A 24,238-nucleotide genomic window follows, 5' to 3' on the forward strand; every position below is an offset into this window, starting at 1 on the left:
GATGTGCCGGGCCGCGGTAGCCCCGGGCTCCAAATAATTGCCGCTTCGAGCGGCCTTCCGCCGAGAGGCGCTCCCGGTCCGGCACACCAAAACTTCTCCATTTTCTTCAACCCCGGGATCATCGAATACGAGTACCGCCGTGCGCAAATTCTACTTCTCCACCGATACCCGAGGGCCACAGCTCCTGACAGAGATGGCCGAACAGCTGAAAGTCGCTGTCAACCATCTCGTTCAGATGCTGGGGGTAGAGAGCAAAGATCGTGAAGAGCTCAGCGCCTCCATCTCTCGGGCAGAATCCGAATCCTCAGACCTGTTCTACGCGCTGATGACGCACATGCGTTCCGCGTTCGTCACCACTCTGCCCCGTGAAGACCTCTACCGTATCGCCCGCTCAATCTACGAGTGCACCGAAAACGTGGTCGCGACCGCGGACATGGTGCGCATCACCAACTCCAAGCACCTGCCACGGCAGGCGATCGAACAACTCGAAATTCTGACCCGCCAAGTCGACCTGACGGTCGGTGCCATGAACCGCCTCGACGATTTCAACTACCTCGAGGACTACTGGGTGCAGACCCTACGCATGTGTAAACGAGCCGACCGGGCTCACCGTGCGTGGATCGCGGACTTGAGCGCCGACTACAAGCCGAACACGTACATTCGCCAATGGGACATCGCCAACTACCTTGATGCTGCGGTGTCTGACATGCGCGCCTTAGCCACCCATATCGGCGTGGTTTTGGTCAAGGAATCCTAGCGGCGGAATTCACCAGCTGTGGAACTGTTTCTCTGCACCCTCGTTATCGCGGCCTCAACGGCGTTCGCGGTCATCAATGGTGGTCACGACGCCCCGAACAACATCGCGTTGGCGGTTCGCACCCGGGCCCTCACCCCAAAAGCTGCCCTGTTGCTGGCGGCCGCCTTCAACTTTCTGGGGGCCTTACTGGGCACCGCGCTGGCTGCGGTCTTCATTCGTCAGTTCAATCTCTATCTGCCCCATAGCGACCACTCCCTGATCGTGTTGCTGGTCGCCACCTTGGTCGCCGTGAGTTGGGGATTATTCACCTGGCGCAAAGGCATGCCTTCGTCTTCGACGCACGCGCTGGTGGCCGCTTTGCTGGCCGGCGCATTCGTCACCCTGCTAGTGGATGCCCCGCCCGGGAACCCGGACGGAGAAGGCGCTGTCTGGCAGGTCATAGTGGCCCCGCTGTTGCTCTCCCCCGTCTTAGCTTTCGTTGTTGCCTATCTGGGCGTTGAACTGATGAAGATCTTCACACGCAAGGCATCCCAGAATTCCGTGCGTGAGAGCTCCCGCATGGGTCAGGCCATCGCTTCAGCCGCCGGCGCGTTCGGCCACGGTGTGCAGGACGCCCAGCGTTCAACCGCGATCATGGTCTTGGCTCTGACCTCGATTGACGCAATTGCCCCGGGCGAAGTTCCGCTCTGGACCATGTTGCTCTCCGCGACCGCGATCTCATTGGGCACCTTGCTGGGTGGTTGGCGCATTGCCCACACCCTGGCCAACCGGATCGTCACGGTGGACACCATGCGTGCCTTTGTGGCCACGACCGCCTCTGCTGGCATCGTGATCTTCGGCGCGATCGCGTTCCACCTGCCGGCCTCATCCACGCACACCTCCGTCGCCGCGATCGTGGGGGCTGGCACCAACCAAGCGTTCGGTTCTGTGCGGTGGCAAGAAGTCGCCCGGATCGCCTCATATTGGCTCTTCACGCCTCTTGTCTGCGCAATAATCTCCGCCATCCTCGTGTTGGCCATCAGCCCACTGGAGACGCTGTACTAGTTCGGTAACTAGGCCAGACGTAAAGAACCCCCGTGCCGCACATTCACGTGCAGCACGGGGGTTCTTTTCCGCTGGGTTTATCCGAAGCGACCGGAGACGTAGTCCTCGGTGGACTTCTCCTGCGGGTTGTTGAAGATGTTGGTCGTCAGATCATACTCGATCAGCTTGCCTGGCTTACCGACACCGGCGATGTTGAAGAACGCGGTCTTGTCAGAAACACGAGCGGCCTGCTGCATATTGTGGGTCACGATCACGACAGTGTACTGCTCCTTGAGCTCAAGGATCAGGTCTTCCACCGCCAAGGTGGAGATCGGGTCAAGTGCCGAACATGGCTCATCCATCAAGATGACGTCCGGGGAGACGGCAATCGTGCGTGCGATACACAGACGCTGCTGCTGGCCACCGGAGAGGCCGGAGCCTGGGCGATCCAGACGGTCCTTGACCTCGTTCCACAGGTTGGCCCCGCGCAGGGACTTCTCGACCAGGTCGTCGGCGTCGGAACGGGACATGCGCTTGTTGTTCAGGCGCATGCCGGCCAGCACGTTCTCCCGGATGGACATGGTTGGGAACGGGTTCGGGCGCTGGAAGACCATCCCGATCTGGGTGCGGACGGTCACCGGGTCCACGCCGGCGGCGTAGATGTCGTCGCCATCCACCAGCAGTTTGCCGGTCACGCGGGCGCCGGGGAGGACCTCGTGCATCCGGTTGATGGTGCGCAAGAACGTGGTCTTACCGCAACCGGAGGGGCCGATGAACGCGGTCACCGAGCGTGGCTCAATGTTGATGTTGACGCCCTCGACCGCCAGGAAATCGCCGTAGTAGACGTTCAGATCTACCGCATCAATTCTCTTGGACATGGTGTGTGTTGTTTCCTTCGTAGCTCTAAAACGTTAGCTGCCGGTTAGCGGCCGGACTTCTTGGGGGCAAAGGCTTTGGCGATCACGCGGGCCAGCAGGTTCAGCAGCATCACCACGATGATCAAGACCAGCGCCGCGCCCCATGCACGTTGGGTCGATGGGTCGGTGGCCGCCGGGGCGGTCGGGTTCATCAGCTGCCGGTAAATGAACACCGGCAGGGACATCATCCAATCATGGAACATGTTCCAGTTGGTCTGGGTTGCCACACCTGCGGTGACCAAGATCGGTGCGGTTTCACCGATCACGCGGGCGATCGCCAGCGTCACACCGGAGGCGATACCGGAGATCGCGGTCGGGATCACGACTTTCAGGATCGTGCGCCACTTGCGCACACCCAGCGCGTAGGATGCCTCACGCAACTCGTTCGGCACCACGCGCAGCATCTCTTCGGTGGAGCGGACCACGACCGGGATCATCAGCACGGACAACGCGACCGAGGCGGTGAAGCCCATCCGGAAGTTGCCGGGACCGACAATCAGGGTCAGCAGACCCGCAGCGAACAGACCGGCCACAATCGAAGGGATACCGGTCATGACGTCCACGAAGAAGGTGATGGCGCGGGAGAACCAGTTGTCCCGGGAGTACTCCACCAAGTAGATGGAGGTCAGCAGGCCGATCGGGACCGAGATGATGGTGGCGACCAGCGTGATCATCAGCGAGCCGATCAGCGCGTGCTTGATACCACCGAAAACATCGAGGTTTTCGTTCTGGCTGGCTTGGTCCACCACACCGGTGATGCCGTTCATGTCCGAGCCGAGGAAGCCGGGGGCCATCAGCCCCTTGGCACCGATAGACAGCACGGTCCAGATCACCGAGATCAGTGGGACCAGTGCCAGCAGGAAGGCCAGGACGACCAGCGCGGACCAGAAGGTGTTGGTGGCCTTGCGCCCGCCTTCTACGAAGTAGGTGACGGCGGTAATGGCGACCACGAAGACCAGCGCGGAGATGACCAGCCAGCCGGCAATGTTGAATCCGACAACGGCCATCAGCGCGGCCGAGAGCACTAGGGCTCCGGCGAGCACGGCGATCCAGGTCCACCGAGGCAGTTGGCCCTGCGTCAGCTTGTTGGGTTTTTCCACGGTAGACATCAGTTAGCTCCAGAGAATTCTTTGTGCCGGCTTACGATCCAGCGGGCAATCATGTTGACCACCAAGGTGATGATGAACAGGATCAAACCTGCCGCAATCAACTCGTTGGCGCGCATGCCGAACGCTTCCGGGAAATTCAAGGCGATTTCCGATGGGATGGTCTGGTTTCCGGCCCCGATGATGTTCCAGGTGAACAGACCCGGGGACAGCACTAGGGTCACGGCCATGGTTTCACCCAGTGCGCGGCCAAGCCCGAGCATGATCGCGGAGACGATGCCGGAGCGGGCGAACGGCAGCACGGCCATCCGGATCATTTCCCAGCGGGTAGCACCCAGGGCCAGCGCCGCTTCTTCGTGCAGCTTCGGGGTCTGGACGAAGATTTCTCGACACATCGAGGTGATGATCGGCAGGATCATCACGGCCAGCACCACGGAGGCGGTCAGCAAGGTGCGGCCCGTTGCGGAGGCGTCTTTGAAGAATGGTAGGAAACCTGCGTTGTTCTCCAACCACTGGTAGATCGGCACCACGGCTGGGCCAAGCACGGCCATACCCCAGGCACCGTACACAACGGAGGGGATGGCGGCCAGCAGGTCAATCACGTAGCCGATCGGCGCCGCGAAGCGGGCCGGGGCGAAGTGGGAGATAAACAGGGCCACGCCCACAGCGACCGGGGTGGCCAAGAGGAGTGCGATGGTGGACGCGATGAGCGTACCGCCCATCAGCGGCCAAACGTACTCGAAGAAGTTCGATTTGCCGCCGGTCAGTTCGCCCTCGCCGGCGAACAGGGCCGGCAGGGATTCAACCACTAGGTAGGCGGCCACAAAGGCCAGAACGGCCAGAATGATCACGCCGGCGATGAGGGCCGAAGCAGAGAAGACCTTGTCCCCTGCGGGGTTGCCGACGGTCTTGTTCGCGAAAGCGCTCTTGGCGGCGGTCCGCTCAGAGTGGGTTTGTGTCACGGTCAATCCCTTGGTGATAGGACGGTTAGGGTTTGGACCCATGAAGATGCCAGCAACGCACGCGCTGCTGGCATCTTCATTACCGACTAATGGTATTCACGGGTCTAGTAAGTCAGCTTTCGCTGGACTTACTCGGCGACGGTGATGGCGTCAATGGTGGCCTGCGCCCGCTCGCGAGTCTCATTGGAGATCGGAGCGTTGTGGGCAGACTCTGCGGCGGTGTTCTGGCCGTCTTCAGAGATCACGTATTCACCGAAGGCCTTCACCAGGTCAACGGTTTCCTGATCCTTGTAGGTGGAGCAGAACACGTGGTAGGAGACCAGCACGATTGGGTAGGTGCCCTCTTCGGTGGAGGTGCGGTCCAGCTCGATAGCCAAGTCCTTCTCGGAGGCGCCTTCGGCAGCCTGGGACTTGTCTACGATGGCGGCGGCGGCTTCAGGGGAGTATTCCTGGTAGTTCTCGCCAACCTTCACGGCCACGGTGCCCAGCTCGCCAACTGCGGAAGCGTCAGCGTAGGTGATCGCGCCCGGGGTGGACTTGACCTGGGAGACAACACCGGTGGTCTGCTGGGCAGACTCTGCGGTGATCTCAGATGGCCACGCGTCTTCAGCTTCCCACTTCCAGTCAGCTTCAGCAGCCTTGTTCAGGTAGTCGGTGAAGTTCTTGGTGGTACCGGACTCATCGGAGCGGTGCACAACGGTGATCTTCTCGGATGGCAGTTCCGCATCTGGGTTCTGCTCCTTGATGGCCTCGTCATCCCAGCTGGTGATTTCACCGGAGAAGACCTTGGCGATGGTGGCAGCATCCATGTTCACGGTGTCCACGCCTTCGAGGTTGAAAGCAACCGCGATTGGGGAGATGTAAACCGGGATGTTGTAGGCGCCTTCGTCGCCACAAACCTGCTTGGCTTCTTCCTGCTCATCGTCAGCCAGAGCGGAGTCGGTACCAGCGAACTGGTATTCGCCAGCCAGGAAGCCTTTACGGCCGGAACCGGAGCCAACTGGGGCGTAGTTGACCTGCGGGCCACGTGCGGACTGGAAGCCTGAGCCCCAAGCGGTCATAGCGGATTCCTGGGAGGAAGCGCCGCCACCGGTGATGGTGCCGGAGAGCTGTTCGCCGTTTTCAGCACCGGCGTTGTTGTTGGTGCCGCCACCGGCAGCCTCATTGGCGGCTTCGTTGTTGCTGCCGCAGGCGGTCAGCGCGAGCGCGGCGATGGACAGAACGGCTGCGGTGCGGCCGAAACGGGTAACCTTCACGAGCATTTCTCTTTCAGAGGTGGGTGATAATCCTCTTCGAGGTTAAGCGCGCCACGTAACGAGTTAGGCCCCGTCAAGTGAACACAAGGTTAACTCTGCAGAGAAGTTCCTGTGATGTGAGCGACACCCTGCTTCCCTTCCGGCGGGTAAGCTGGGGCCATGGGTAAACTGCGCGCCTTTGCGGTCCAGCGTGTCAAGACAGGAGCGAGCCGGGCTCAGTCTTCGGTCTTGGCCGCAGCGCAAATGGCCATCACCGCAACCGTAGCCTACTCCATCGCCCACACCGTCCTAGGACACCAAGAACCGCTCTTTGCCGCGACCGCCGCCCTCATTGCATTGGGCTTCAACCGCGACCCCAAGATTCGTAAAGTCCTAGAAGTTTCGATCGGCTGCACCTTAGGCATCCTCATTGGTGACCTGCTCATGCACTGGCTGGGCCGGGACATCTGGGTGGCCACCCTAGTGTTATTTGTGTCCATCCTGTTGGCACGGTTCTTGGACTCGGGCGCCGCCTTCACCATGCAGATGGGCCTGCAATCCGTGCTGGTGGTGCTCTTACCAGAGGCCCAAGGTGGCCCGTTCACCCGCTCGCTGGATGCGATTGTCGGTTGCGTCTGCGCGCTGCTAGTCGTCTTCTTGATGCCCAAGGACCCACGCACAGAACCTTTCGCCGCGCTGAACGCCGTCTCCGGGGACATGGTGCGGGCCTGCCAAGACGCCGCGGAGGCATTCCGCAGCGAACGTGCTGCCGCCGCATGGCACGCACTGATTCTGTTGCGTCGCAATCAACACAAGATCACCGCGTTGGAAACGACGTTGCCGACCTCCACCGAGCAGGCCACTTTCAACCCGTCCGGGCGCAAACACCGTTCGCAGATCGACCAGCTCTCCGCCGCCATCCCGCAGTTGGATCTAGCGGTGCGTTCGTTGCGGATTATTCTGCGTCGGACGGCCTCAGCCTTGGATGCGGGCGTCTTTGATGCCAAAGCCCGGACCGAGCTGGTCGCTTACTTCTCCGCACTCGCCGACGCGGTAGCCCTGTTTAGCTCCACGTTGGCGGCCTCTCGGACGTTGAAGTACCACTCCATGGGCCTGCCCCGGGAAGAGTTCGCGGCCCTCGCCATGAAGCTCTCACCGGAACAGTTCGGCGTGCACAGCATTGAAGGCCAGTCCCTGATACTTCTGCTTCGGCCGCTGCTGGTTGATCTACTCGTGGCCACGGGCATTGAACGCTCGGCAGCGGTTGCCTATCTACCCGATATCGAATAGCCACCTTTAGCTAAGAGGACACCATGTCAGAACCCACCCAAACAGACTTTGCAGCCACCCCGACGCTGGCGTGGGGACCGGTGACCTTGCGCGCGTACCACTCCGGTGACGAGCAGGCACTCGCAACAGCGGCGGAGGGGCTAGACCAAACCTGGTACACCTCGGTTCCCAGCCCGGCGGAAATTCCTGCCGAAATCAAGTGGCGCAATGAGTTGCAGCGGCAGTCAGCGATGGCCCCGTTTGTGGTTTGCCTGCACGATGAACCCGTGGGCATGAGCGCTTTCATGAATCTGGACGCAGCGAATCGTCGGCTCCAGATCGGGCACACTTGGTATGCCACCGCCGTCCAAGGCACTGTGGTGAACCCGGCGGCGAAGCTGCTGTTATTGGCCCGCGCGTTCGAAGACTTGGATTGCGTGGCGGTCGAGTTCCGCACCCATTTTCATAACCGACGTTCTCGGGCCGCTATTGAAAAACTTGGCGCAAAACAAGACGGTATCTTGCGCTCACACATGTTCGTGTCCGGGGTCTTGCGGGACACCGTGGTGTATTCGATCATCGCGGTCGAGTGGCCGACTGTGAAACTGGGTTTGACCGAGCGGCTGCGCCACTTCTAGGCCGGCGCACCATTCCCTCCCCTATCCGGTCTGCGCCCGCGACTAAGCTGGTAGGCATGAGCAAGACACGCACCCGCACCACCAATCAGTACCGTTGCACCGAATGTGGTTGGACAACGGCCAAGTGGGTGGGCCGCTGCGGTGAATGTCAGGCTTGGGGCACCGTCGAAGAGCGTGTTGGCGGCGGTAGCGCCGCCGTGAAAACTTCTGCCGCGACCGCGATTGAAACCCCAGCAGCGCCCATCGCCTCAGTCGATGTCACGGAGGCGACTTCCTTTGCCTCCGGGAACTCTGAAGTCGATCGGGTTCTCGGCGGCGGACTTGTCCCCGGTTCGGTGACCTTATTGGCCGGCGAACCCGGCATTGGTAAGTCCACACTGCTGATCGATCTGGCCGCATCCGTGGCTCGCGAAAACAATATGGTCCTCTACATCTCTGGCGAGGAGTCAGCCGCGCAGGTGAAGTCACGTGCCGCTCGAATTGGCGCACTGGCAGACAACCTGTTCTTGGCCTCCGAACACGACTTGTCCGTTGTGTTGGCCCATCTGAACCAGCACAAACCCCGTTTCCTGATCGTGGACTCGGTGCAAACCATTTCCTCGGCGGAAGTTGAAGGCGTGGCCGGTGGCACCTCACAGATCCGGGAAGTCGCCGCCGCCATTATCGCCGCCGCCAAGGCGGCCAACATCGCCACCGTTTTAGTTGGGCACGTCACCAAGGACGGCTCGATCGCCGGCCCGCGTCTGTTAGAGCACTTGGTGGATGTCGTCTGCCAATTCGAAGGCGAACGTCACGGACGTTTGCGTCTGCTGCGTGCAGTGAAGAACCGATTTGGGCCGACCGATGAGCTGGGCTGTTTTGAGATGACCGAATCAGGCATCACCGCCATGCCTGACCCGTCGGCACTGTTCCGTTCCACCGGTAATCAACATGTTTCCGGAACCTGCCTGACGGTTGCGCTCGAAGGTCAACGGCCACTGGTGGCAGAAGTTCAGGCTCTGCTCGCTGAATCCGCGACTCCGCAACCGCGCCGTGCCGTCTCCGGTCTCGACAACTCCCGTGTCTCCATGCTGCTGGCTGTCCTGCAACGGCGGGCCAACCTACCGCTGTACAAGGATGACGTTTACGTCTCGACTGTTGGTGGCGTACGCCTGAGTGAACCCGCCACCGATCTGGCCGTCGCGCTGGCTATTGCTTCCTCCAAAACCGGTCACACATTGCCCGGTGGATTGATCGCCTTTGGTGAAGTGGGTCTGGCCGGCGAGGTCCGTCCTGTTCCAGGTGCTAGCCGTCGTATCCAGGAAGCAGCCCGACTCGGTTTTACCCATGCCCTCGTCCCGGCCGGTCAAGAGATTTCCTTGCCGGCGGGCAGCAACATCCGTTTGGCCTACGTCAGCACGCTGGCGGAAGGGTTAGAGCTGGTGTTTGCTAGCGCAGGAAAAAAGTCGTCGAATCAGAACTGATTTTGCCCAGCTTGACCGTCAGCTTGTAGGTTCCCGGCTGCGGCGTAGCTGAGACGTCTTTGCACTTTGCTTCAGAACGGTTCATCTGCCAAGAAAAGCGTGCGAGTTCTTTCTTGCCCGGTTTCAGTTCCATCTCGTGGTCTTCGCCATCAACCTGACAGTCTTTGGAGGAGAAGATCCGATCAGAACCGCTGACGACCAAGAATTCCTGCTGACTAGTGCCCACGTTGTAGGTGCAGGCGACTTTAGAGGTGTTCTCGATACCCAGCTCCAAGATCGCTTCCTTGGCTGAAAGTGAAAACGATTCCGCCGCCGTCCCGGCTGTGAGTTCAAGATCTTTCGGGTTGCAGGCCAACGGCTCCGGTTCGGCTGTCTGCTGGTCAGACACCGTCGGACTGGATTGTGGCTGCGGTTCTTCGTCTCCCCCGAAGAGGGACCCGACCGCGGTGACCGCCCAAGAAATCAACCAGACAACCAACGCAAGCACCAGCAGCGCCAGCACGCCGACGACAATACGTCGGCGACGGTACACCTCAGGACTGCGCCGGCCAGAAGATCCAAACATGCCACCAGCTTATGGCCAAACTCTCCGGCAACCCGGATATTACAGGCCAACACACCGAACTCACGTTCCCCAGAGGCCGAAGAAACAACCTCAAATTGTCAGACTTGTTCTCTATACTCAAACCAAGGAGAGCAGAAAGGAAAGTGACACCATGTCAACGGTGATGCATATCGAAGCTGAAATTCTGCTTGCGAACACCCACTCCATCGAATCCCTGTTGAACGCCCTACCCACGACAGATTTGACTCACCCTACCGTTCGAAAACTGGATTACAGTTTCAAGCCGGGACGCCATGCACTCGTGGTGTGTATGGAAATAAGCTCGGACAACTTTGTAAAAGCCGAAGAGATCGGAATGAAGGTACTCAAGGGCATAGAGCAGTTCATCCGTACTTGGGCGGAAAAAGAAGATCAGGAGCTGACCGTCGAAAAGCACGGGTCCTTCCTATTGTCCGCCTGATACAAGATGGTCGATATTAATCCAGCGTCGCTGACACCGAGCGAAGAGCGCTTTCGTCCTGTCGCTCGGTGGCTAGCTAGGGCTTGGGAGTTCCTGCCAGAGGTCCTCTCGGTAGCAGCCACCCTCGGGCTGGCTGTACTTTCTTTCCCCACCGTTCTCTCGGGAAATCCCCACCAGCAGTCAATACGATGGATAGCCTTCTTTCTCATAGCTTTCATGCTGGTAATGAGCATTTTCTTGGTTACGCGTCGATCAAAAAGTCGTCTACATCTTGAACGGGACAACCAGCGTTTTGAAGACCAGTTGAAATTGGTAACCCCTAGGGTCCAAGCGTTCTTGACTCACCAACTTCGAATCCTTCTGCAAGACCTGAATATATGCAGGAGAGACGTCCGAGCTACCCTGTACGTTCTTGATCGTGATACCAACGAATTTGTGCGCATTGTCCGCTACTCAGAAAACCCGCACCTAGAGTCATCCGGGCGCCCTCGCTACCCAGCGACTCAAGGGATGATTAGTCGAGTTTGGCAAGATGAAGAAGGGGCCCACATACGGGATCTACCTACTGACAAACAAGAGTGGATTCAACGAAATATCGATGATTTCGGTTTCACCCAAGAAGAAGCGTCGAACCTGTCAATGCACGCGTGCAGTATCGCTGGCAGACGTATTACTTATCGAGATAGAAGGATCGCGCTAATGATCCTCGAAAGTGAACAACCACGCGGCATTACCGGCACTCACTTGCAGCACCTCAAAGAACATAATTGGGGCCACTCAATGGGTCCAATTCTCGAGTTTCCTCCGGACATGCTCCTGAGCGAATCCTAAGCGGCACAAAATCGGTTATCAAGAAACAATAGACTCATGCCCCTGAATCTTCCCGTCGAACTCTCCGAGTATCACGAGCGGTTAGCCGAATGGTTCGACCACAACGCGCGATCGCTACCGTGGCGCGAAGCAGATTGTTCTCCGTGGGGCGTCATGGTTTCCGAATTCATGTTGCAGCAGACTCCCGTGGTGCGGGTGCTGCCACGGTGGTACGAGTGGCTCGAACGCTGGCCTACCCCCGCAGATTTGGCGGCCGAACCAGCAGGTGAGGCGATTCGGGCTTGGGGCAGACTCGGCTACCCCCGCCGAGCACTACGACTGCATGCAGCGGCAACAACCATCGCAACCGAATACGCTAACGAGGTGCCGCGCACCGAGGAAGAGCTTCTAGCGTTACCCGGGGTTGGAGCCTACACCGCGGCCGCGATCGCGAGCTTCGCCTACGATGTCCCGACCACCGTCATAGACACCAACATCCGACGCGTACATGCCCGCGCCTTCGCGGGAATGGCGCTACCAGAACCCTCGTTGACCAAGGCTGAACGCGAGCGCGCCGAACTGGTCAAACCTACTGACCCGGAGCTGGCCAACCAGTGGAACGCGGCCACCATGGAACTTGGTGCGTTGGTCTGCACGGCACGCAAACCTGCCTGCGACGCCTGCCCGCTGCTGGATATTTGTGCATGGCAGCTGACCGGTTGTCCCGAGCCGCACTACACACCCAAGGGTCACCCCTGGCACGGGACTGACCGCCAGTTACGGGGCGCGCTAGTGCAAACCCTGCGAGAAGAACATGGCTGCCTACCCGTCACCGAGCTCTTGGGCGCGGTGGATTTCGCCTGGGCTGACCACGACCGGAAGGTGCAGTGCCTGAATGGGTTAGTCGCCGATGGTCTAGTCGAACTCACCGGCGAGAACTTGGAACGGGCGCAACTACCCAGCTAAGTAGTGCCCCGACTGTCAATCCATCACCCAGCGTTACTACTTTCACGTAAATAAGGATTATTTACCCTTTTCGATGAAACATATTCAAAAATCATTAGGCTTAATCACTGACGAGGGCTCATTCCCCGACTAGGCTCGAGGTATCGACTTGTTAGATAGCTAAGCGGTCCACCGCGAAGGAACCTCATGCCAAAAGTTCAGTCCCACGAAAACGCGACGGGGGCCGAACCTGTCGTTTTCGACAATGTTTCCAAAACCTACCCGGACGGAAGCATCGGGGTTCAAGACATCAACCTCACCTGTGAAGCTGGCCAAATCACCGTTTTCGTCGGTCCCTCCGGCTGCGGTAAAACAACCACGTTGCGCATGATCAACAGGATGATCGAACCCAGCGACGGTCAGGTCTTCATCGGTGACACGGACACCAGCACACTGGATCAAACCACGCTACGGCGCGGCATCGGCTACGTCATTCAAAGTGCCGGACTGTTCCCCCACCGCACCATCATCGACAACATCGCCACCGTTCCCCTCTTGCTCGGCGCCAACCGGCGTCAGGCACGCGCAGATGCGCTGGAACTGATGACCAAGGTCGGTCTTGACCAAGATATGGCCAAGAAATACCCGCACCAGCTCTCCGGTGGCCAGCAGCAGCGTGTTGGTGTGGCCCGGCCACTTGCTTCAAATCCCCCGGTTTTGCTCATGGATGAGCCCTTCTCGGCGGTAGACCCAATCGTCCGCAGCGATCTGCAGGCCGAACTGCTGCGGCTGCAATCCGAGCTGGCCAAGACCGTCGTGCTTGTCACCCATGACTTAGATGAAGCCATCATGCTGGCAGACAAGCTTGTCCTGTTCGAGCAGGGTGGGCGCATCGCCCACGAAGGCACCCCGGAAGACCTACTGCTGCGGCCTGCGAGCGCGTTCGTGCGCGACTTCACTGGCGATTCAGGCATCCGCTGGCTGTCCACGCTCTCCACTTCGGAACTTGAGCCCGGCAAGGCACGGCCTGTCGAACCCGACCTCGTACAAGTCGAAGACACCGATTGGTTCCTCACCCTTGACGAGCATGAAGCCCCGCTGCTGTGGCAGCAACGGGAAGGGGCAACCGTAACCGTCCAGGTCCCCTGCCGGAGCACCTATACGCACGGGCAAGATCCCGTACGCGTCGCCTTTGACTCTGCTGTGTTGTCCCCCGTGTCGCTAGCGGTAGCAACAGACGCGTCGAACCGATTCCTTGGCTTTTCCGGGATGGATGACTTCAGCGCAGTCATCGCGGCAGAACGGAGGAAACCCCGTGTTTGACCTCGACATTCCGTGGCTGCTGCGCAACATCCCCTATATCTGGGAGCTGACGCAGAACCATCTGGTCCTATCGTTTGTACCGTTGGGCATCGGGCTGTTGCTGGCTCTGCCCATTGGCATCTTGGGTGCTTACTGGAATCCCCTGAAGCCTTTAATCCAGGTGTTAAGTTCGACGTTCTTCGCGATCCCATCGCTGGCTTTCTTCATCTTTCTGCTACCCTTCACGGGCTTGAATCCACTCACCGCCATCCTGCCACTGGGTATCTATGCAGGTTCACTCTTAGTGCGCAACGTGGTCGAAGGGATTCAAGGCACCAGCGACGCTGTGCGCCAAGCAGCCACCGCCATGGGGTACCGCAAGTTCCGGCGGCTTCTCACCATTGAGCTGCCCAACGCCTTACCGATCATCTTGGGTGGTCTTCGGGTCACTTCGGTCTCCACCATCAGCATGGCCTCGGTCGCTTCAGTACTGGGGATCTCCTCGCTCGGCGACCTGTTTATTGACGGAGCGCAACGCTTCTTCGCGACTCCGATCTTGGTCGGCATTGTCCTGACCCTGCTCTTAGCGGCCATCAGTGACCTGTTGCTGGTTGTCCTGCAACGAACCCTCACGCCATGGGCGGCAGGAGCGAAACGATGACACTTGCAGAATTCCTCGCCGAATGGCTCTCCCGCCCGGAAACGTGGTCCGGGCCAGACTCCATCGCAGCACGACTCTCCGAGCATCTGCTCTACAGCGTGATTGCCATCCTCATTGCCGCCGTGCTGGCCATCCCGCTGGGCCTGTACTTAGGTAACCGTGGCCGCGGGGAGATTCTCGTGCTCACTTTGGCCAACACGATCCGAGCGCTGCCGACGCTTGGTCTGCTGACGTTGATCGTGTTGATCACCGGCATCGGACTCGTACCGCCGCTGGTAGCACTGGTGGTCTTGGCGTTCCCGCCGCTGTTGATCAACACCTTTGAAGGAGTGCGTTCCCTGGATGCGACCGTGATCGACGCGGCGCGCGGCATGGGCTTCGACAGGGGCCGAACTATCGGCCTTGTCCAACTTCCCATGTCCATCCCCTATATCCTGCCAGGTCTTCGCTTGGCCGCAATCCAGGTCATTTCAGCCGCGACCATCGCAGCCTATGTGGGCTTGGGTGGTCTGGGCCGGTACATCTTTGACGGGCTGGGCCGACGCGACTTCGGCGCCGTGCTGGGCGGCTCCATCCTTGTTGCCTTGCTCTCCATCCTGGTGGAAGTCGTCCTGCTGTTGATCGGCAAATACGCCATATCTCCCGGCTTGCGCCCGGGCAAGGCTCCGGTCAGCCCTGGCCGCGGACTATTCAAGCTCAGGAAGGCGACCTCATGAAGTCTCTCAAAGCCCGACTGGGCGTCATGGCTACCGCCCTGGCGTTAGCCCTGACTGCGTGTGCTGACTCCGACCCGCTGAATGCTGGCTTGGATTCTGGCGGTCCCGGCGAAAACACCGTGGTGGTTGGTTCAGCCAACTTCCCAGAGAACGTAATTCTGGCTGAGATCTACTCGCAGGCTCTGGAAGCAGAAGGTTTCACGGTTGAACGCCGGTTCAACATTGGCGCGCGCGAGGTGATGTACACCCAGATTGAAAGCTGCCGGATCACCGTCGTGCCCGAGTACAACCAGGCGCTCCTAGCATTCCTCGATCCGGACGCCTCAGCCAAAGGTGCAGAGGAGGTGGCCGAAGCACTCGAATCGTCCCTACCCGAGCAGCTCACCGTGTTGGATCCCTCTGACGCTCAAGACAACAACGCGATCGTGGTTCCCCAAGAACTGGCCGATGAGCACAACCTGAAACAGATCCCAGATCTGGCACCGATCGCTGGAGAACTGGTCTTTGTGGTCCACCGGAATGGAAATCGAGGGCCGAAGGTTATGTAGGTGTACAAAAGGACTACGGCATTGAGTTCAAGGAGTTCAAGTCATTGGATTTCTCCGGGCCTATCACCATCTCTGCCTTGCAGAAGAATGACATTCAGGCCGCGCTCTTGTTCTCCACGACACCCCAAATCACCACCGACAACTTGGTGGTGCTCGAAGATCCCAAGGAAACCCTCGGGGTCAACAACATCACCCCGTTGATCTGCGAGCAGTATGTTCCCCAAGAGGCTCAGGACGTGCTGGACACCATCAGCAAGACGCTCACGACCGAGCAGCTGACTAAGATGAATGCCGAGTACTCCATCGACCACGATGACTTAGATCAAGTGGCAGAGAAATGGATCAAGGAGCAGCTTCAGCAATGACTGGAACCCCCGTTACGGCTCAACACTTCCGCACTGTGTTAGGTCAGTACCCGACCGGGGTCTGTCTGATCACCAGTGTCGATGCGGACGCAGGGCCGATCGGGATGATCGTCGGAACCTTCAGTTCTGTCTCTTTGGAGCCGCCGCTGGTTTCCTTCATGCCCGCGCATACCTCCAGCACTTGGCCCTTGCTTCGTGAATCCGGGCGCTTCGCCGTCAACATCCTCAGCTCAACGCAAGAGCATGTGGTGCGGGCCTTTTCCGGCCGCGAGCGCACCCGTTTTGAAAACCTGGATTGGGAAAGCTCGCCAACCGGATTGCCCATGGTCAACGGTGCAGTCGCCTACATTGAATGCGACATCGAGCAAGTTATCCCGGCTGGCGATCACGACATCGTGCTCGGCGCGGTGACGACCATGGAGCTGTTGAGCAACGACCTACCAGTGATCTTCTATCGTGGTGGGTTTGGTGAATTCACGCCGCGCTCATTAGTCGCCGGTGAAGAAATGATGCAAAGCTTCATTTCACCGGTTGATCGCTGTCGCCCCGCGATGGAGGCTTTGGCGCAGGAGCTCGGCTGCGGCGCGGTTATGGGCGGTTTGCACGGCGAAGATTTCATCATCTTCGCCTCAGCCGGGGTTCATTCGGTCCCATGGATTCCGCAAACGATCGGCCAACGGTACCCTGCCAAGGCCCCACTGGGTCGCTCCTTGTTCGCATTCACCCCGGAAGAAGAAACGCAGCGTTGGGCACAGGATGTGGCACCTGAAGACCGGGACTATCTGGCAGAGAGTCTGGCTGCTATTCGTGAGCGCGGGTATGCCATCTCGGCAGAGTCTTCCCAATTCAACCCGAGCCTTCGATCCGGTCCGAGCGTTGCACCATTGGATCCAGGCTTTGAAATTCCGCAACAGGACACCGACGGCCTAGTTCATTCTTTGTCAGCCCCAATCTTTGATGCGAACGGGTACCCGTTTCTGATCATCTCCCTGTACGGGTTGCAGGTGCCGGCCAATGGAGCCGAACAGGAACGCATTGGGTCGCGTCTGCTCGAAGTCACCAACGAGCTGACCGCGCAGTTTTCCGATCTGACCTGCCCTGAGTCTAAGTAGGTTTTGCTGATCAAGACAGAGAAAACCACCAGCTGCCACGGTGGATGTGGAGCTAGTGGTTTCTCGTGTGAACGACTCGTGAGCCTAGGACTTACTTGTCCTTATTGAAAAGCTTGCCGGCGGCGTCTTTGACGTCTTCGACTGCATCCTTCACGCTGGCCTTGGCCTGATCGCCACGGCCTTCGTTCTTCAGACGGTCGTTGTCGGTCGCCTTGCCAACGCCTTCTTTAACTTTGCCTTTGAAGTCTTCTCCGCGGTTTTCCGCGCGATCTCCTGCGCCCATGAACGCCTCCTAATATCAGCGTGCTTACGATCTGTATTTCTACCTTATCGTCACCATTGCCGCCGCGAAAGAGCAGACAACAAAAAAACAGACAGACTTCACTCATGCCGAGCGGCTATGCTGAGTTCTACCAATGTTGACCATCCTCGCCGCCGCACCCTTGATCCTGACGATCGTTCTTTTGTTGACCGCAAAATCCGGATGGGTCGCACCCCTGGTGGGGTTGGTGTCCTCAGCTGCTGTGTCCATGCTGGTGTTTCACAAGTCTTTCGGTGATCTCGGTGTGGCACTCGGTGGCGGAAGTCGGATGATTATCGAGGTGCTCTCCATCATCGGTGGTGGAGTGTTGCTTTCCCGAGTACTCGATGCATCCGGCGCGCAGCGTACTTTGGCACAGTGGCTGGCCTACAGCGCAGGCGGCATGGTCGCCACCACGTTCTTGATGACCCACGGGGTCATCCCGTTCATCGAATCGGTGACAGGCTTTGGGGTTTCCGTCTTGATCGGCCTGCCGCTGCTGATCCAGCTCGGGTTCAGCCCAATCCGGGCTGCCATGCTAACGGTGCTGGGCCTGACAATCTCCGCCTGGGGGTCCATGGCTCCGGGTACGTTGCTGGCATCTCGCTTGGCTGATGTTCCGTTGCAGGACCTCGGAATGGCCACCGCTCAGGTGAACTGGATTGCCCCGTTGATCTCTGGGTTGGTCATCCCCTTTGTGGCCTTAGACCGGACCACGAGGAAAGCTCGCGCCCGCCAGATGCTCATTGGCGGGACGATGGGCCTGACCCTGTCTGCGTTTGTTTTAATGGCCAACGCTATTTTTGGGACCCCCGTTGCCGGCGCTCTAGGTGCTTTGCTGAACACCATGTTGCTGTTGGCCGTGATGGCCCTGCGGCGCAAGAATCGGCGTCGGCGTACTGGCGAAGCTCGCGCGAAGAACCCTGTCACGAGCGCAGGAAAAGCATTCGCCCCCTACATGGTGTTGATTGGCGGGCTGATTGCCGCCCAGTTCCTCTTCCCCGCCTTGGCGTCTCCCGCGATTTGGCTGTGTATTGCGGCGATTGCCGCGGTCTTTATTCAGCGGGATTGGATGGTCGCGGCTGATCTAAACTCGCCCTCCCGCGTGGGACGCTTCTTGCTGGCCGCTGTGAAGCTGTGGGTTTCGGTTGCCATCCCTACAGGCTTGTATATGGCGCTGGGGACGATCTTTGCCTCCGGCGGCTTGGCCGAACAATTGGCAGCCGCATTCGCGGCGCTGGGTACCGGGTACTTGGTACTGAGCCCTTTCTTGGGCGCAATCGGTGGTTACATCACGGCCTCAACCACGGGCGCGAACGCCATGTTCATCACGACTCAGGCGGCCGGTGCCCAAGCACTAGGGATTCCGCAACTTGGCTTACTGGGCACTCACAATGCCGCCGCGTCGTTGTGGTGTTTGGCCTCGCCGGTCCGTGTGGAGTTGGCCTACCAGTTGGCGGCAGCGCATCAGCCGGTCAGCAGGAAACGGATTGCGCTGGTCGCGGTGGCCTACGTGAGCACCGTGACGGTGTTCTGGGCCCTATACAACGTGCTCTTCCTGTAACCGCTTAGAGGTAGCGGATCATCCGGGTGTTACCCAAAGTATTGGGTTTCACGCGGGCGAGATCGAGAAACTCAGCAACGCCCTCATCGGTGGAGCGCAAGAGTTCCTGATAGACCTCCGGGTCGATAGGTTCTTGCTGGTCCATGACCGCGAACCCTTGATGCTTGAAGAAATCGACCTCGAAGGTGAGGCAAAAAACCCGGTCAACGCCCAGTTCTTTGGCCCGTTGAAGCAACTCGGTGACGATTGTGCGGCCAATTCCGCAACCGCGCCACGCATCGTCGGAGGCAAGAGTGCGTACTTCAGCCAGGTCCTCCCAAATGACGTGGAGGGCGCCGCAGCCGACGATTTTGCCGTCATCGTCTTCAGCCACCAAGAACTCTTGGATGGCCTCGTAGTAGGCGACGGCTTCTTTCTCCAGCAGCACGCGCTGGTCTGCCCACGGGCGCACCAACGCTCGGATGCCGGGCACGTCTTGGGTGACTGCCGGGCGGATCCGGTAAGCATTCTTAGCTGGAGAACTCATTTATCCAGCGTACTCTTGCCCCCGGGTCCGCCCGCAAACTCACGACCCCAAATACTGCGGTGACGTGAGGAATCACACGCATAGCTTAGCTTGTGACCGTACCGCCTAGGACCGGTGGCAGCGGCTGTACTTCACCCAAGACATGTTCGGAGAGGAAGGCCGTGACGACCTGGTACCAGATCTTGGAGTGCTGCGGGGAGAGAATCCAGTGGTTCTCCTGCGGGAAGTAGAGGAAACGGTGGATTGTCTCTAGCCCCTCGGCCGGCAGTTTGGACTTGGTGTTTAACTCCCACCATAGCCGCAGACCCTCGCCGATCGGCACGCGGTAGTCCTTGTCACCGTGGATGACCAGCATCGGCGTGTTGATGTTCTCCACGTTGTTGTGTGGGGAGTTCTTGGCCAGCCCTTCGGGGGAGAATTCGCGGTCCCAGTAGAACGCTGCATCGGTCGTGGGACCGAATTGATCCAGTGCCCACAGGGAGGCGTGGGTGACGATCGCCTTGAAGCGGTCGGTCTGACCAGCAATCCAGTTCGCCATGTAGCCACCGAAGGATCCACCCAAAGCCGCGGTCTTCGTCTCGTCGATGTCATCGCGTTTGATGGTCTCATCCACGATCGACATCAGGTCGGTGTATGGCTTTTCACCCCAGCTGTTCCAGCCACGGGCCACAAAGTCTGGGCCGTAACCGGTAGACAGGGCTGGGTCCGGCAACAGAACAGCGTAGCCGTGGGCCGCCAGCAGGTACGGGTTCCATCGCCAAGACCACATGTTCCAGCTCATGACCGGGCCACCGTGGATGAAGGTCAGCAGTGGCGCGGGTGCTTCCGCACTCGCCCCTTCCGGCAGCACCAGCCAAGCACGTACCGGGACGCCATCATCTGCGGTGGTGGTGACTTCCGTGACGGTGCCGGGCAGGTTTTCCGGGTTGGCGCCGACCAAGCTCTGCAGCTGAGTCACGGAACCAGTAGCGGGATCGATCCGCACCGGAGTAGGGACAGCGTCAATGGCGGCTCGCAAAGCGTAGATGGCATCCGGGCCGACGTTGACCTCGATGAAGGACGCGTCCGGGTCATCGGCCAGCACCTTGTAGTCGCCGGTGGCTGCATCAATGGCAAAGAGACGGTAGCGCCCGCCGTCATCAGCTCCCGCGTATAGGGTGGCCGCGTCAGCGGACCAACCGTGCACTGCGAACCAGTGGTCGGGCCGGTCGGTAAGCATCCGCAATTCATCGGTGTGCAGATCATAGATGCCGACGTCGCCCCAGATGGCGTTCTCGGCGGAGGTGTCGTTGACTCGGTGGATCGCGAGGTAGCGGCCACAATCCGAGAAGGGACCCGGGCCATATTCTCCGTCGACCGGCTCCAGAATACGGCGGACCTCCCCGCTGGCGACATCGAGCAGTTCTACTGCGAAGCGTTGATCGAATTTTCCGCCGCCGACGCCTATGCCGTAGGCAATGGTTGTTCCGTCCGGGCTCAGCTGGGAATCATCGGCTTCGATAACCGGGGCCCGGCGGGCGGCTTCGGTCTGATCGCCGAGCAGGCGCAGACTCAGGTTCTCCGACGCGTATGGGCGGTGCCCTGCGAAGGCGTGCTTCAGTGCATCCGGCTCTTCGCCATCCTTCTTCTTGTCCTCGGCATCTGCTGCCGGTTCCAAGACACCGAAGCGAGGGCCATCCGGGCCGAGGTCATGATCCCAAAAGCGGATCGGGTAAGACGCGTGGTAAATCGCATCGACCTTGGCGTCTTTGCGCAGCGCGCGGTACTTGTTATCTTCCTCGTCGCTGGCCGCGCCGGGCATGACGGCAGCAACAGCCACGAGGGTCTCGGCGTCCTTGGCGGCCAGCAGATTCACCAGTGCACCGCTACGTGTGTAGAGTTCCTCAGCTTCACCGGCCAACAGACCGTCTTGGCCTGCGCTCAAGCGATAGAGCCTGGACTGTTTTTCAGCAGCTGAGTTCTTCTCCCCCTTATCTTGACCGGTACGGGCAGAGGTGAAGATCAAATCTCCGGTGCTGGTGAAGACCGGGTTTGCGGCGCCTTCTGCGCCGTGGGTGAGCTGGCGCGCAGGTTGTTCACCTGCCGGGTCGATTGCGAACAGCTGGGTGGTGTATTCGGTGCCGGTGGCATTCAACAGGGCGACTGTGGTGACCAGTTGCTTGCCGTTCGGGCTCAAGACGAGATTATTCAGCCGGGGCAGAGCTAGGTAGTGATCAAGGTCTTTCCAATAATCTGAAATACTTGCTTCAAGACTCATTTCTCTAGTTTGTCCTACTTTTGGGCATAAGAAAAGCTTTCTTCACCACCAGTTCGTTTCGGTGGCGAAGAAAGCTTTTCGTTGTGAGTTTTTATTTACTGCTCGATGGCTTCTGGCTGCTCGCCAAGCTCGAGTGCTGGCCGGCCTTCGGTCCAGTGGAAAGTGAACTTCCCGTCCCGGCCTTCGCCTTCGAAGTCCACGGTGATTTCGGCACCGGGGTTGATTTCTCCAAACAGCAACCGCTCGGAGAGCTGGTCTTCGATTTCGGCCTGGATGGTTCGACGCAGCGGGCGGGCACCCATTGCTGGGTCGTAGCCGCGCTCGGCGAGTTCTTCCTTAGCTGGCTGGGTGACGGTGATCGTCATGTCCTGATCGGCAAGCTTGGCGCCGACGCGGGAGATGAACAGATCCACAATCTCCAGGATTTCTTCCTTGGACAGCTGTGGGAAGACGATAACGTCATCCACGCGGTTCAGGAACTCTGGGCGGAAGTGCTGACGCAGTTCTTCCTGCACCTTGGCCCGCATCCGGTCGTAGTTCGACTGGGTGTCAGTCGAGGACTGGAAGCCGGTCATGACGCCCTTGGAGATGTCCCGGGTACCCAGGTTCGTGGTCATGATGATCACGGTGTTCTTGAAGTCCACCACGCGGCCTTGGGAGTCGGTCAAACGGCCGTCTTCCAAGATCTGCAGCAGCGAGTTGAACAGGTCGGCGTGCGCCTTTTCGACTTCGTCAAAGAGCACTACCGAGAACGGCCGGCGGCGAACCTTTTCGGTCAGCTGGCCGCCCTCTTCGTAACCGACGTAGCCCGGAGGGGCACCGAAGAGACGGGAGACGGTGTGCTTCTCGGAGAACTCGGACATATCCAAGGTGATCAGCGCGTCTTCGTCACCGAAGAGGAACTCTGCCAAGGTCTTGGCCAACTCGGTCTTACCGACACCGGTCGGACCGGCGAAGATGAACGAACCACCTGGGCGGTTCGGGTCCTTCAGCCCGGCACGGGTACGGCGGATGGCTTGCGATAGCGACTTGATCGCTTCGTTCTGACCGATGACCCGCTTGTGCAGCTCGGCTTCCATGTTCTTCAGGCGGTCGGCTTCAGCCTCGGTGAGCTTGAAGACCGGGATGCCGGTGGAGGCGGATAGGACTTCAGCGATGAGATCTTCGTCGACTTCAGCGACGGTGGTCAGCTCACCAGACTTCCACGCCTCTTCTTTTTGGGCGCGTTCGTCTTCGAGGTTCTTTTCCTTATCCCGGAGTGCGGCGGCACCTTCGAAGTCTTGGGCGTCAATAGCCCCTTCCTTCTCAGCCTTGATGGCGGCGATCTGCTCGTCCATCTCCTTCAGCTCAGGCGGCGCAGTCATCCGCTTGATACGCAGACGGGCACCGGCCTCGTCGATCAAGTCGATGGCCTTATCCGGCAAGAACCGGTCGGAGATGTACCGGTCAGCCAAGGTGGCGGCTGCCTGCAGGGCATCATCGGTGATCGAGACGCGGTGGTGTGCCTCGTAGCGATCGCGTAGGCCACGCAGAATCTCTACCGTGTGTTCCACGGTCGGCTCGTTGACCTGAATTGGCTGGAAGCGGCGCTCCAGCGCGGCATCCTTCTCGATGTGCTTGCGGTACTCATCCAGCGTGGTGGCGCCAATGGTCTGGAGTTCACCACGGGCCAGCATCGGCTTCAGGATGGACGCGGCATCAATGGCGCCTTCGGCAGCACCGGCACCGACGAGGGTGTGGATCTCGTCAATGAACAGGACGATGTCACCGCGGGTGCGGATTTCTTTCAGGACTTTCTTCAGGCGCTCTTCGAAGTCACCGCGGTAGCGGGAACCTGCCACGAGCGAACCCAAGTCCAGGGTGTAAAGCTGTTTGTCTTTCAGTGTTTCTGGTACGTCGCCACGCACAATGGCCTGAGCGAGTCCTTCCACAACGGCAGTCTTACCAACACCCGGCTCACCAATCAGCACAGGGTTGTTCTTGGTGCGGCGGGAGAGGACCTGCATGACGCGTTCCATCTCGTGGTCACGACCGACCACAGGGTCCAGCTTGCCTTCGCGGGCAGCAGCTGTCAGGTTTCGACCGAACTGGTCAAGGACAACCGAGCCGGATGGGGTGCCTTCTCCCTGGGTGGACTGGCCAACGCCAGCACCGGCGGCCTCTTTCCCGGATCCGCTGCCGGAGCCGGACTGGTAGCCAGAGACCAGCTGGATGACCTGCTGGCGGACACGGTTCAGGTCAGCGCCGAGCTTGACCAGCACCTGGGCGGCCACGCCCTCGCCTTCGCGGATGAGTCCGAGCAGGATGTGCTCGGTGCCGATGTAGCTGTGCCCCAGCTGCAGGGCTTCACGCAGCGAGTACTCGAGTACTTTTTTGGCGCGCGGGGTAAAAGGGATGTGACCTGAGGGGGTCTGCTGTCCCTTACCAATGATTTCGGTGACCTGCTCACGGACTGCGCCAAGGGAAATGTTTAGTGCTTCCAATGCCTTCGCGGCAATGCCTTCGCCCTCATGAATCAGGCCGAGCAGGATGTGTTCCGTGCCAATGTAGTTGTGGTTGAGCCCTCGAGCCTCTTCTTGGGCCAGGACCACCACCCGTCGGGCACGATCTGTGAATCTCTCAAACATTCAGCACACTCCTCGCTTCTTGTTAGCTAAATGCTACGCAGCAATGAGTGGTGCTGTGGCACCTGTTCGCCACCGGGTGAACGAATCACACCCGGCTTAGCGTTGAGCG

22 protein-coding genes and 1 pseudogene are annotated in these 24,238 nt (G+C 59.5%); 14 read left to right on the top strand and 9 right to left on the bottom strand.

All coding sequences use genetic code 11. From position 1 onward, the window contains the following. Nucleotides 1-139 precede the first annotated feature (139 nt). Nucleotides 140-757 carry a DUF47 domain-containing protein gene (locus tag ACFFFR_RS08070; RefSeq protein WP_377459418.1) on the top strand — a complete coding sequence of 206 codons (618 nt, stop codon included), beginning with the start codon at nt 140-142 and terminating at the stop codon, nt 755-757. An 18-nt stretch (nt 758-775) separates the two neighbouring features. Then, nucleotides 776-1,801: an inorganic phosphate transporter gene (locus tag ACFFFR_RS08075; protein WP_377459420.1), complete on the top strand. Its 1,026-nt coding sequence runs from the start codon at nt 776-778 to the stop codon at nt 1,799-1,801. A gap of 77 nt (nt 1,802-1,878) precedes the next feature. Here ACFFFR_RS08075 and pstB read toward each other — a convergent pair whose 3' ends face one another. The 4 genes from pstB to ACFFFR_RS08095 all read right to left on the bottom strand — a co-directional run bounded on the left by pstB (nt 1,879) and on the right by ACFFFR_RS08095 (nt 6,021). Then, on the bottom strand, nt 1,879-2,658 hold the full coding sequence (gene pstB, locus ACFFFR_RS08080; RefSeq protein WP_377459422.1) for a phosphate ABC transporter ATP-binding protein PstB: 780 nt from the start codon (nt 2,656-2,658) through the stop codon (nt 1,879-1,881). A 44-nt stretch (nt 2,659-2,702) separates the two neighbouring features. Beyond that, nucleotides 2,703-3,806 (bottom strand): phosphate ABC transporter permease PstA, encoded by a 1,104-nt coding sequence (gene pstA / locus ACFFFR_RS08085; RefSeq protein ID WP_377459423.1) that lies wholly within the window; start codon nt 3,804-3,806, stop codon nt 2,703-2,705. Next, entirely contained in the window at nt 3,806-4,765 is a 960-nt protein-coding gene (gene pstC, locus ACFFFR_RS08090; RefSeq protein ID WP_377459425.1) for a phosphate ABC transporter permease subunit PstC, read from the bottom strand. The genes pstA and pstC overlap by 1 nt, the downstream gene beginning before the upstream one ends. A gap of 128 nt (nt 4,766-4,893) precedes the next feature. Continuing rightward, complete coding sequence (locus tag ACFFFR_RS08095; RefSeq protein WP_377459426.1) at nt 4,894-6,021, bottom strand: phosphate ABC transporter substrate-binding protein PstS; 1,128 nt, start codon at nt 6,019-6,021, stop codon at nt 4,894-4,896. Between the two features lie 159 nt (nt 6,022-6,180). Between ACFFFR_RS08095 and ACFFFR_RS08100 the strand changes: the two genes are divergently transcribed. Genes ACFFFR_RS08100 through radA form a run of 3 tightly spaced genes read left to right on the top strand, consistent with a single transcriptional unit; the run spans nt 6,181 to nt 9,370 of the window. After that, nucleotides 6,181-7,290 carry an FUSC family protein gene (locus ACFFFR_RS08100; RefSeq protein WP_377459428.1) on the top strand — a complete coding sequence of 370 codons (1,110 nt, stop codon included), beginning with the start codon at nt 6,181-6,183 and terminating at the stop codon, nt 7,288-7,290. 23 nt (nt 7,291-7,313) lie between these two features. Further along, nucleotides 7,314-7,907 (top strand): GNAT family N-acetyltransferase, encoded by a 594-nt coding sequence (locus tag ACFFFR_RS08105; protein ID WP_377459430.1) that lies wholly within the window; start codon nt 7,314-7,316, stop codon nt 7,905-7,907. A 56-nt stretch (nt 7,908-7,963) separates the two neighbouring features. Further along, on the top strand, nt 7,964-9,370 hold the full coding sequence (gene radA / locus ACFFFR_RS08110) for a DNA repair protein RadA (RefSeq protein WP_377459432.1): 1,407 nt from the start codon (nt 7,964-7,966) through the stop codon (nt 9,368-9,370). Here radA and ACFFFR_RS08115 read toward each other — a convergent pair. Beyond that, complete coding sequence (locus ACFFFR_RS08115) at nt 9,336-9,935, bottom strand: hypothetical protein (RefSeq protein WP_377459433.1); 600 nt, start codon at nt 9,933-9,935, stop codon at nt 9,336-9,338. The genes radA and ACFFFR_RS08115 overlap by 35 nt on opposite strands. Before the next feature lie 151 nt (nt 9,936-10,086). Between ACFFFR_RS08115 and ACFFFR_RS08120 the strand changes: the two genes are divergently transcribed. The 8 genes and pseudogenes from ACFFFR_RS08120 to ACFFFR_RS08155 all read left to right on the top strand — a co-directional run bounded on the left by ACFFFR_RS08120 (nt 10,087) and on the right by ACFFFR_RS08155 (nt 16,854). Beyond that, nucleotides 10,087-10,395 carry a hypothetical protein gene (locus ACFFFR_RS08120; protein ID WP_377459435.1) on the top strand — a complete coding sequence of 103 codons (309 nt, stop codon included), beginning with the start codon at nt 10,087-10,089 and terminating at the stop codon, nt 10,393-10,395. Nucleotides 10,396-11,262: 867 nt separating this feature from the next. Continuing rightward, a complete protein-coding gene (locus ACFFFR_RS08125) occupies nt 11,263-12,171 on the top strand; it encodes an iron-sulfur binding domain-containing protein (protein WP_377459437.1) in 909 nt (302 codons plus the stop codon). Nucleotides 12,172-12,357: 186 nt separating this feature from the next. Beyond that, entirely contained in the window at nt 12,358-13,473 is a 1,116-nt protein-coding gene (locus ACFFFR_RS08130; protein ID WP_377459438.1) for an ABC transporter ATP-binding protein, read from the top strand. Next, nucleotides 13,466-14,113 (top strand): ABC transporter permease, encoded by a 648-nt coding sequence (locus ACFFFR_RS08135; protein WP_377459439.1) that lies wholly within the window; start codon nt 13,466-13,468, stop codon nt 14,111-14,113. The genes ACFFFR_RS08130 and ACFFFR_RS08135 overlap by 8 nt, the downstream gene beginning before the upstream one ends. After that, entirely contained in the window at nt 14,110-14,829 is a 720-nt protein-coding gene (locus tag ACFFFR_RS08140) for an ABC transporter permease (protein ID WP_377459441.1), read from the top strand. Before ACFFFR_RS08135 ends, ACFFFR_RS08140 begins: the two co-directional genes overlap by 4 nt. Then, nucleotides 14,826-15,377 (top strand): glycine betaine ABC transporter substrate-binding protein, encoded by a 552-nt coding sequence (locus tag ACFFFR_RS08145; protein ID WP_377459443.1) that lies wholly within the window; start codon nt 14,826-14,828, stop codon nt 15,375-15,377. Before ACFFFR_RS08140 ends, ACFFFR_RS08145 begins: the two co-directional genes overlap by 4 nt. A 17-nt stretch (nt 15,378-15,394) precedes the next feature. Next, nucleotides 15,395-15,742, top strand: a pseudogene (locus ACFFFR_RS08150) (glycine betaine ABC transporter substrate-binding protein); the annotation flags it as partial. Next, complete coding sequence (locus ACFFFR_RS08155; protein WP_377459445.1) at nt 15,739-16,854, top strand: flavin reductase; 1,116 nt, start codon at nt 15,739-15,741, stop codon at nt 16,852-16,854. The pseudogene ACFFFR_RS08150 and the gene ACFFFR_RS08155, both read left to right, overlap by 4 nt. A gap of 91 nt (nt 16,855-16,945) precedes the next feature. On the opposite strand, the gene ACFFFR_RS08160 is transcribed toward ACFFFR_RS08155, so the two are convergent. Next, nucleotides 16,946-17,137: a CsbD family protein gene (locus ACFFFR_RS08160; protein ID WP_377459446.1), complete on the bottom strand. Its 192-nt coding sequence runs from the start codon at nt 17,135-17,137 to the stop codon at nt 16,946-16,948. A 133-nt stretch (nt 17,138-17,270) separates the two neighbouring features. On the opposite strand from ACFFFR_RS08160, the gene ACFFFR_RS08165 reads away from it, so the two are divergent. Next, nucleotides 17,271-18,719, top strand: a complete 1,449-nt coding sequence (locus ACFFFR_RS08165; protein WP_377459447.1) for an L-lactate permease — start codon at nt 17,271-17,273, stop codon at nt 18,717-18,719. Nucleotides 18,720-18,723: 4 nt separating this feature from the next. Here the strand turns inward: ACFFFR_RS08165 and ACFFFR_RS08170 are convergent, their stop codons facing one another. From ACFFFR_RS08170 to ACFFFR_RS08180, 3 genes are all read right to left on the bottom strand, one after another. Further along, a complete protein-coding gene (locus ACFFFR_RS08170; RefSeq protein WP_377459449.1) occupies nt 18,724-19,245 on the bottom strand; it encodes an amino-acid N-acetyltransferase in 522 nt (173 codons plus the stop codon). Nucleotides 19,246-19,330: 85 nt separating this feature from the next. Continuing rightward, entirely contained in the window at nt 19,331-21,502 is a 2,172-nt protein-coding gene (locus ACFFFR_RS08175; protein WP_377459450.1) for a S9 family peptidase, read from the bottom strand. A gap of 95 nt (nt 21,503-21,597) precedes the next feature. Continuing rightward, nucleotides 21,598-24,129: an ATP-dependent Clp protease ATP-binding subunit gene (locus tag ACFFFR_RS08180; RefSeq protein ID WP_377459452.1), complete on the bottom strand. Its 2,532-nt coding sequence runs from the start codon at nt 24,127-24,129 to the stop codon at nt 21,598-21,600. Nucleotides 24,130-24,238 lie beyond the last annotated feature (109 nt).

It is taken from the genome of Micrococcoides hystricis (assembly GCF_042434215.1).
Taxonomy (GTDB): Bacteria; Actinomycetota; Actinomycetes; order Actinomycetales; family Micrococcaceae; genus Micrococcoides; species Micrococcoides hystricis.

Coding starts and splice junctions, on each gene's coding strand:
- ACFFFR_RS08165 (WP_377459447.1), top strand. CDS start 17,271: ATGTTGACCATCCTCGCCGCCGCACCCTTGATCCTGACGATCGTTCTT.
- pstB (WP_377459422.1), bottom strand. CDS start 2,658: ATGTCCAAGAGAATTGATGCGGTAGATCTGAACGTCTACTACGGCGAT.
- ACFFFR_RS08125 (WP_377459437.1), top strand. CDS start 11,263: ATGCCCCTGAATCTTCCCGTCGAACTCTCCGAGTATCACGAGCGGTTA.
- ACFFFR_RS08155 (WP_377459445.1), top strand. CDS start 15,739: ATGACTGGAACCCCCGTTACGGCTCAACACTTCCGCACTGTGTTAGGT.
- ACFFFR_RS08140 (WP_377459441.1), top strand. CDS start 14,110: ATGACACTTGCAGAATTCCTCGCCGAATGGCTCTCCCGCCCGGAAACG.
- pstA (WP_377459423.1), bottom strand. CDS start 3,806: ATGTCTACCGTGGAAAAACCCAACAAGCTGACGCAGGGCCAACTGCCT.
- ACFFFR_RS08160 (WP_377459446.1), bottom strand. CDS start 17,137: ATGGGCGCAGGAGATCGCGCGGAAAACCGCGGAGAAGACTTCAAAGGC.
- ACFFFR_RS08130 (WP_377459438.1), top strand. CDS start 12,358: ATGCCAAAAGTTCAGTCCCACGAAAACGCGACGGGGGCCGAACCTGTC.
- ACFFFR_RS08145 (WP_377459443.1), top strand. CDS start 14,826: ATGAAGTCTCTCAAAGCCCGACTGGGCGTCATGGCTACCGCCCTGGCG.
- ACFFFR_RS08100 (WP_377459428.1), top strand. CDS start 6,181: ATGGGTAAACTGCGCGCCTTTGCGGTCCAGCGTGTCAAGACAGGAGCG.
- ACFFFR_RS08175 (WP_377459450.1), bottom strand. CDS start 21,502: ATGAGTCTTGAAGCAAGTATTTCAGATTATTGGAAAGACCTTGATCAC.
- ACFFFR_RS08170 (WP_377459449.1), bottom strand. CDS start 19,245: ATGAGTTCTCCAGCTAAGAATGCTTACCGGATCCGCCCGGCAGTCACC.
- ACFFFR_RS08105 (WP_377459430.1), top strand. CDS start 7,314: ATGTCAGAACCCACCCAAACAGACTTTGCAGCCACCCCGACGCTGGCG.
- radA (WP_377459432.1), top strand. CDS start 7,964: ATGAGCAAGACACGCACCCGCACCACCAATCAGTACCGTTGCACCGAA.
- ACFFFR_RS08180 (WP_377459452.1), bottom strand. CDS start 24,129: ATGTTTGAGAGATTCACAGATCGTGCCCGACGGGTGGTGGTCCTGGCC.
- ACFFFR_RS08115 (WP_377459433.1), bottom strand. CDS start 9,935: ATGTTTGGATCTTCTGGCCGGCGCAGTCCTGAGGTGTACCGTCGCCGA.
- ACFFFR_RS08120 (WP_377459435.1), top strand. CDS start 10,087: ATGTCAACGGTGATGCATATCGAAGCTGAAATTCTGCTTGCGAACACC.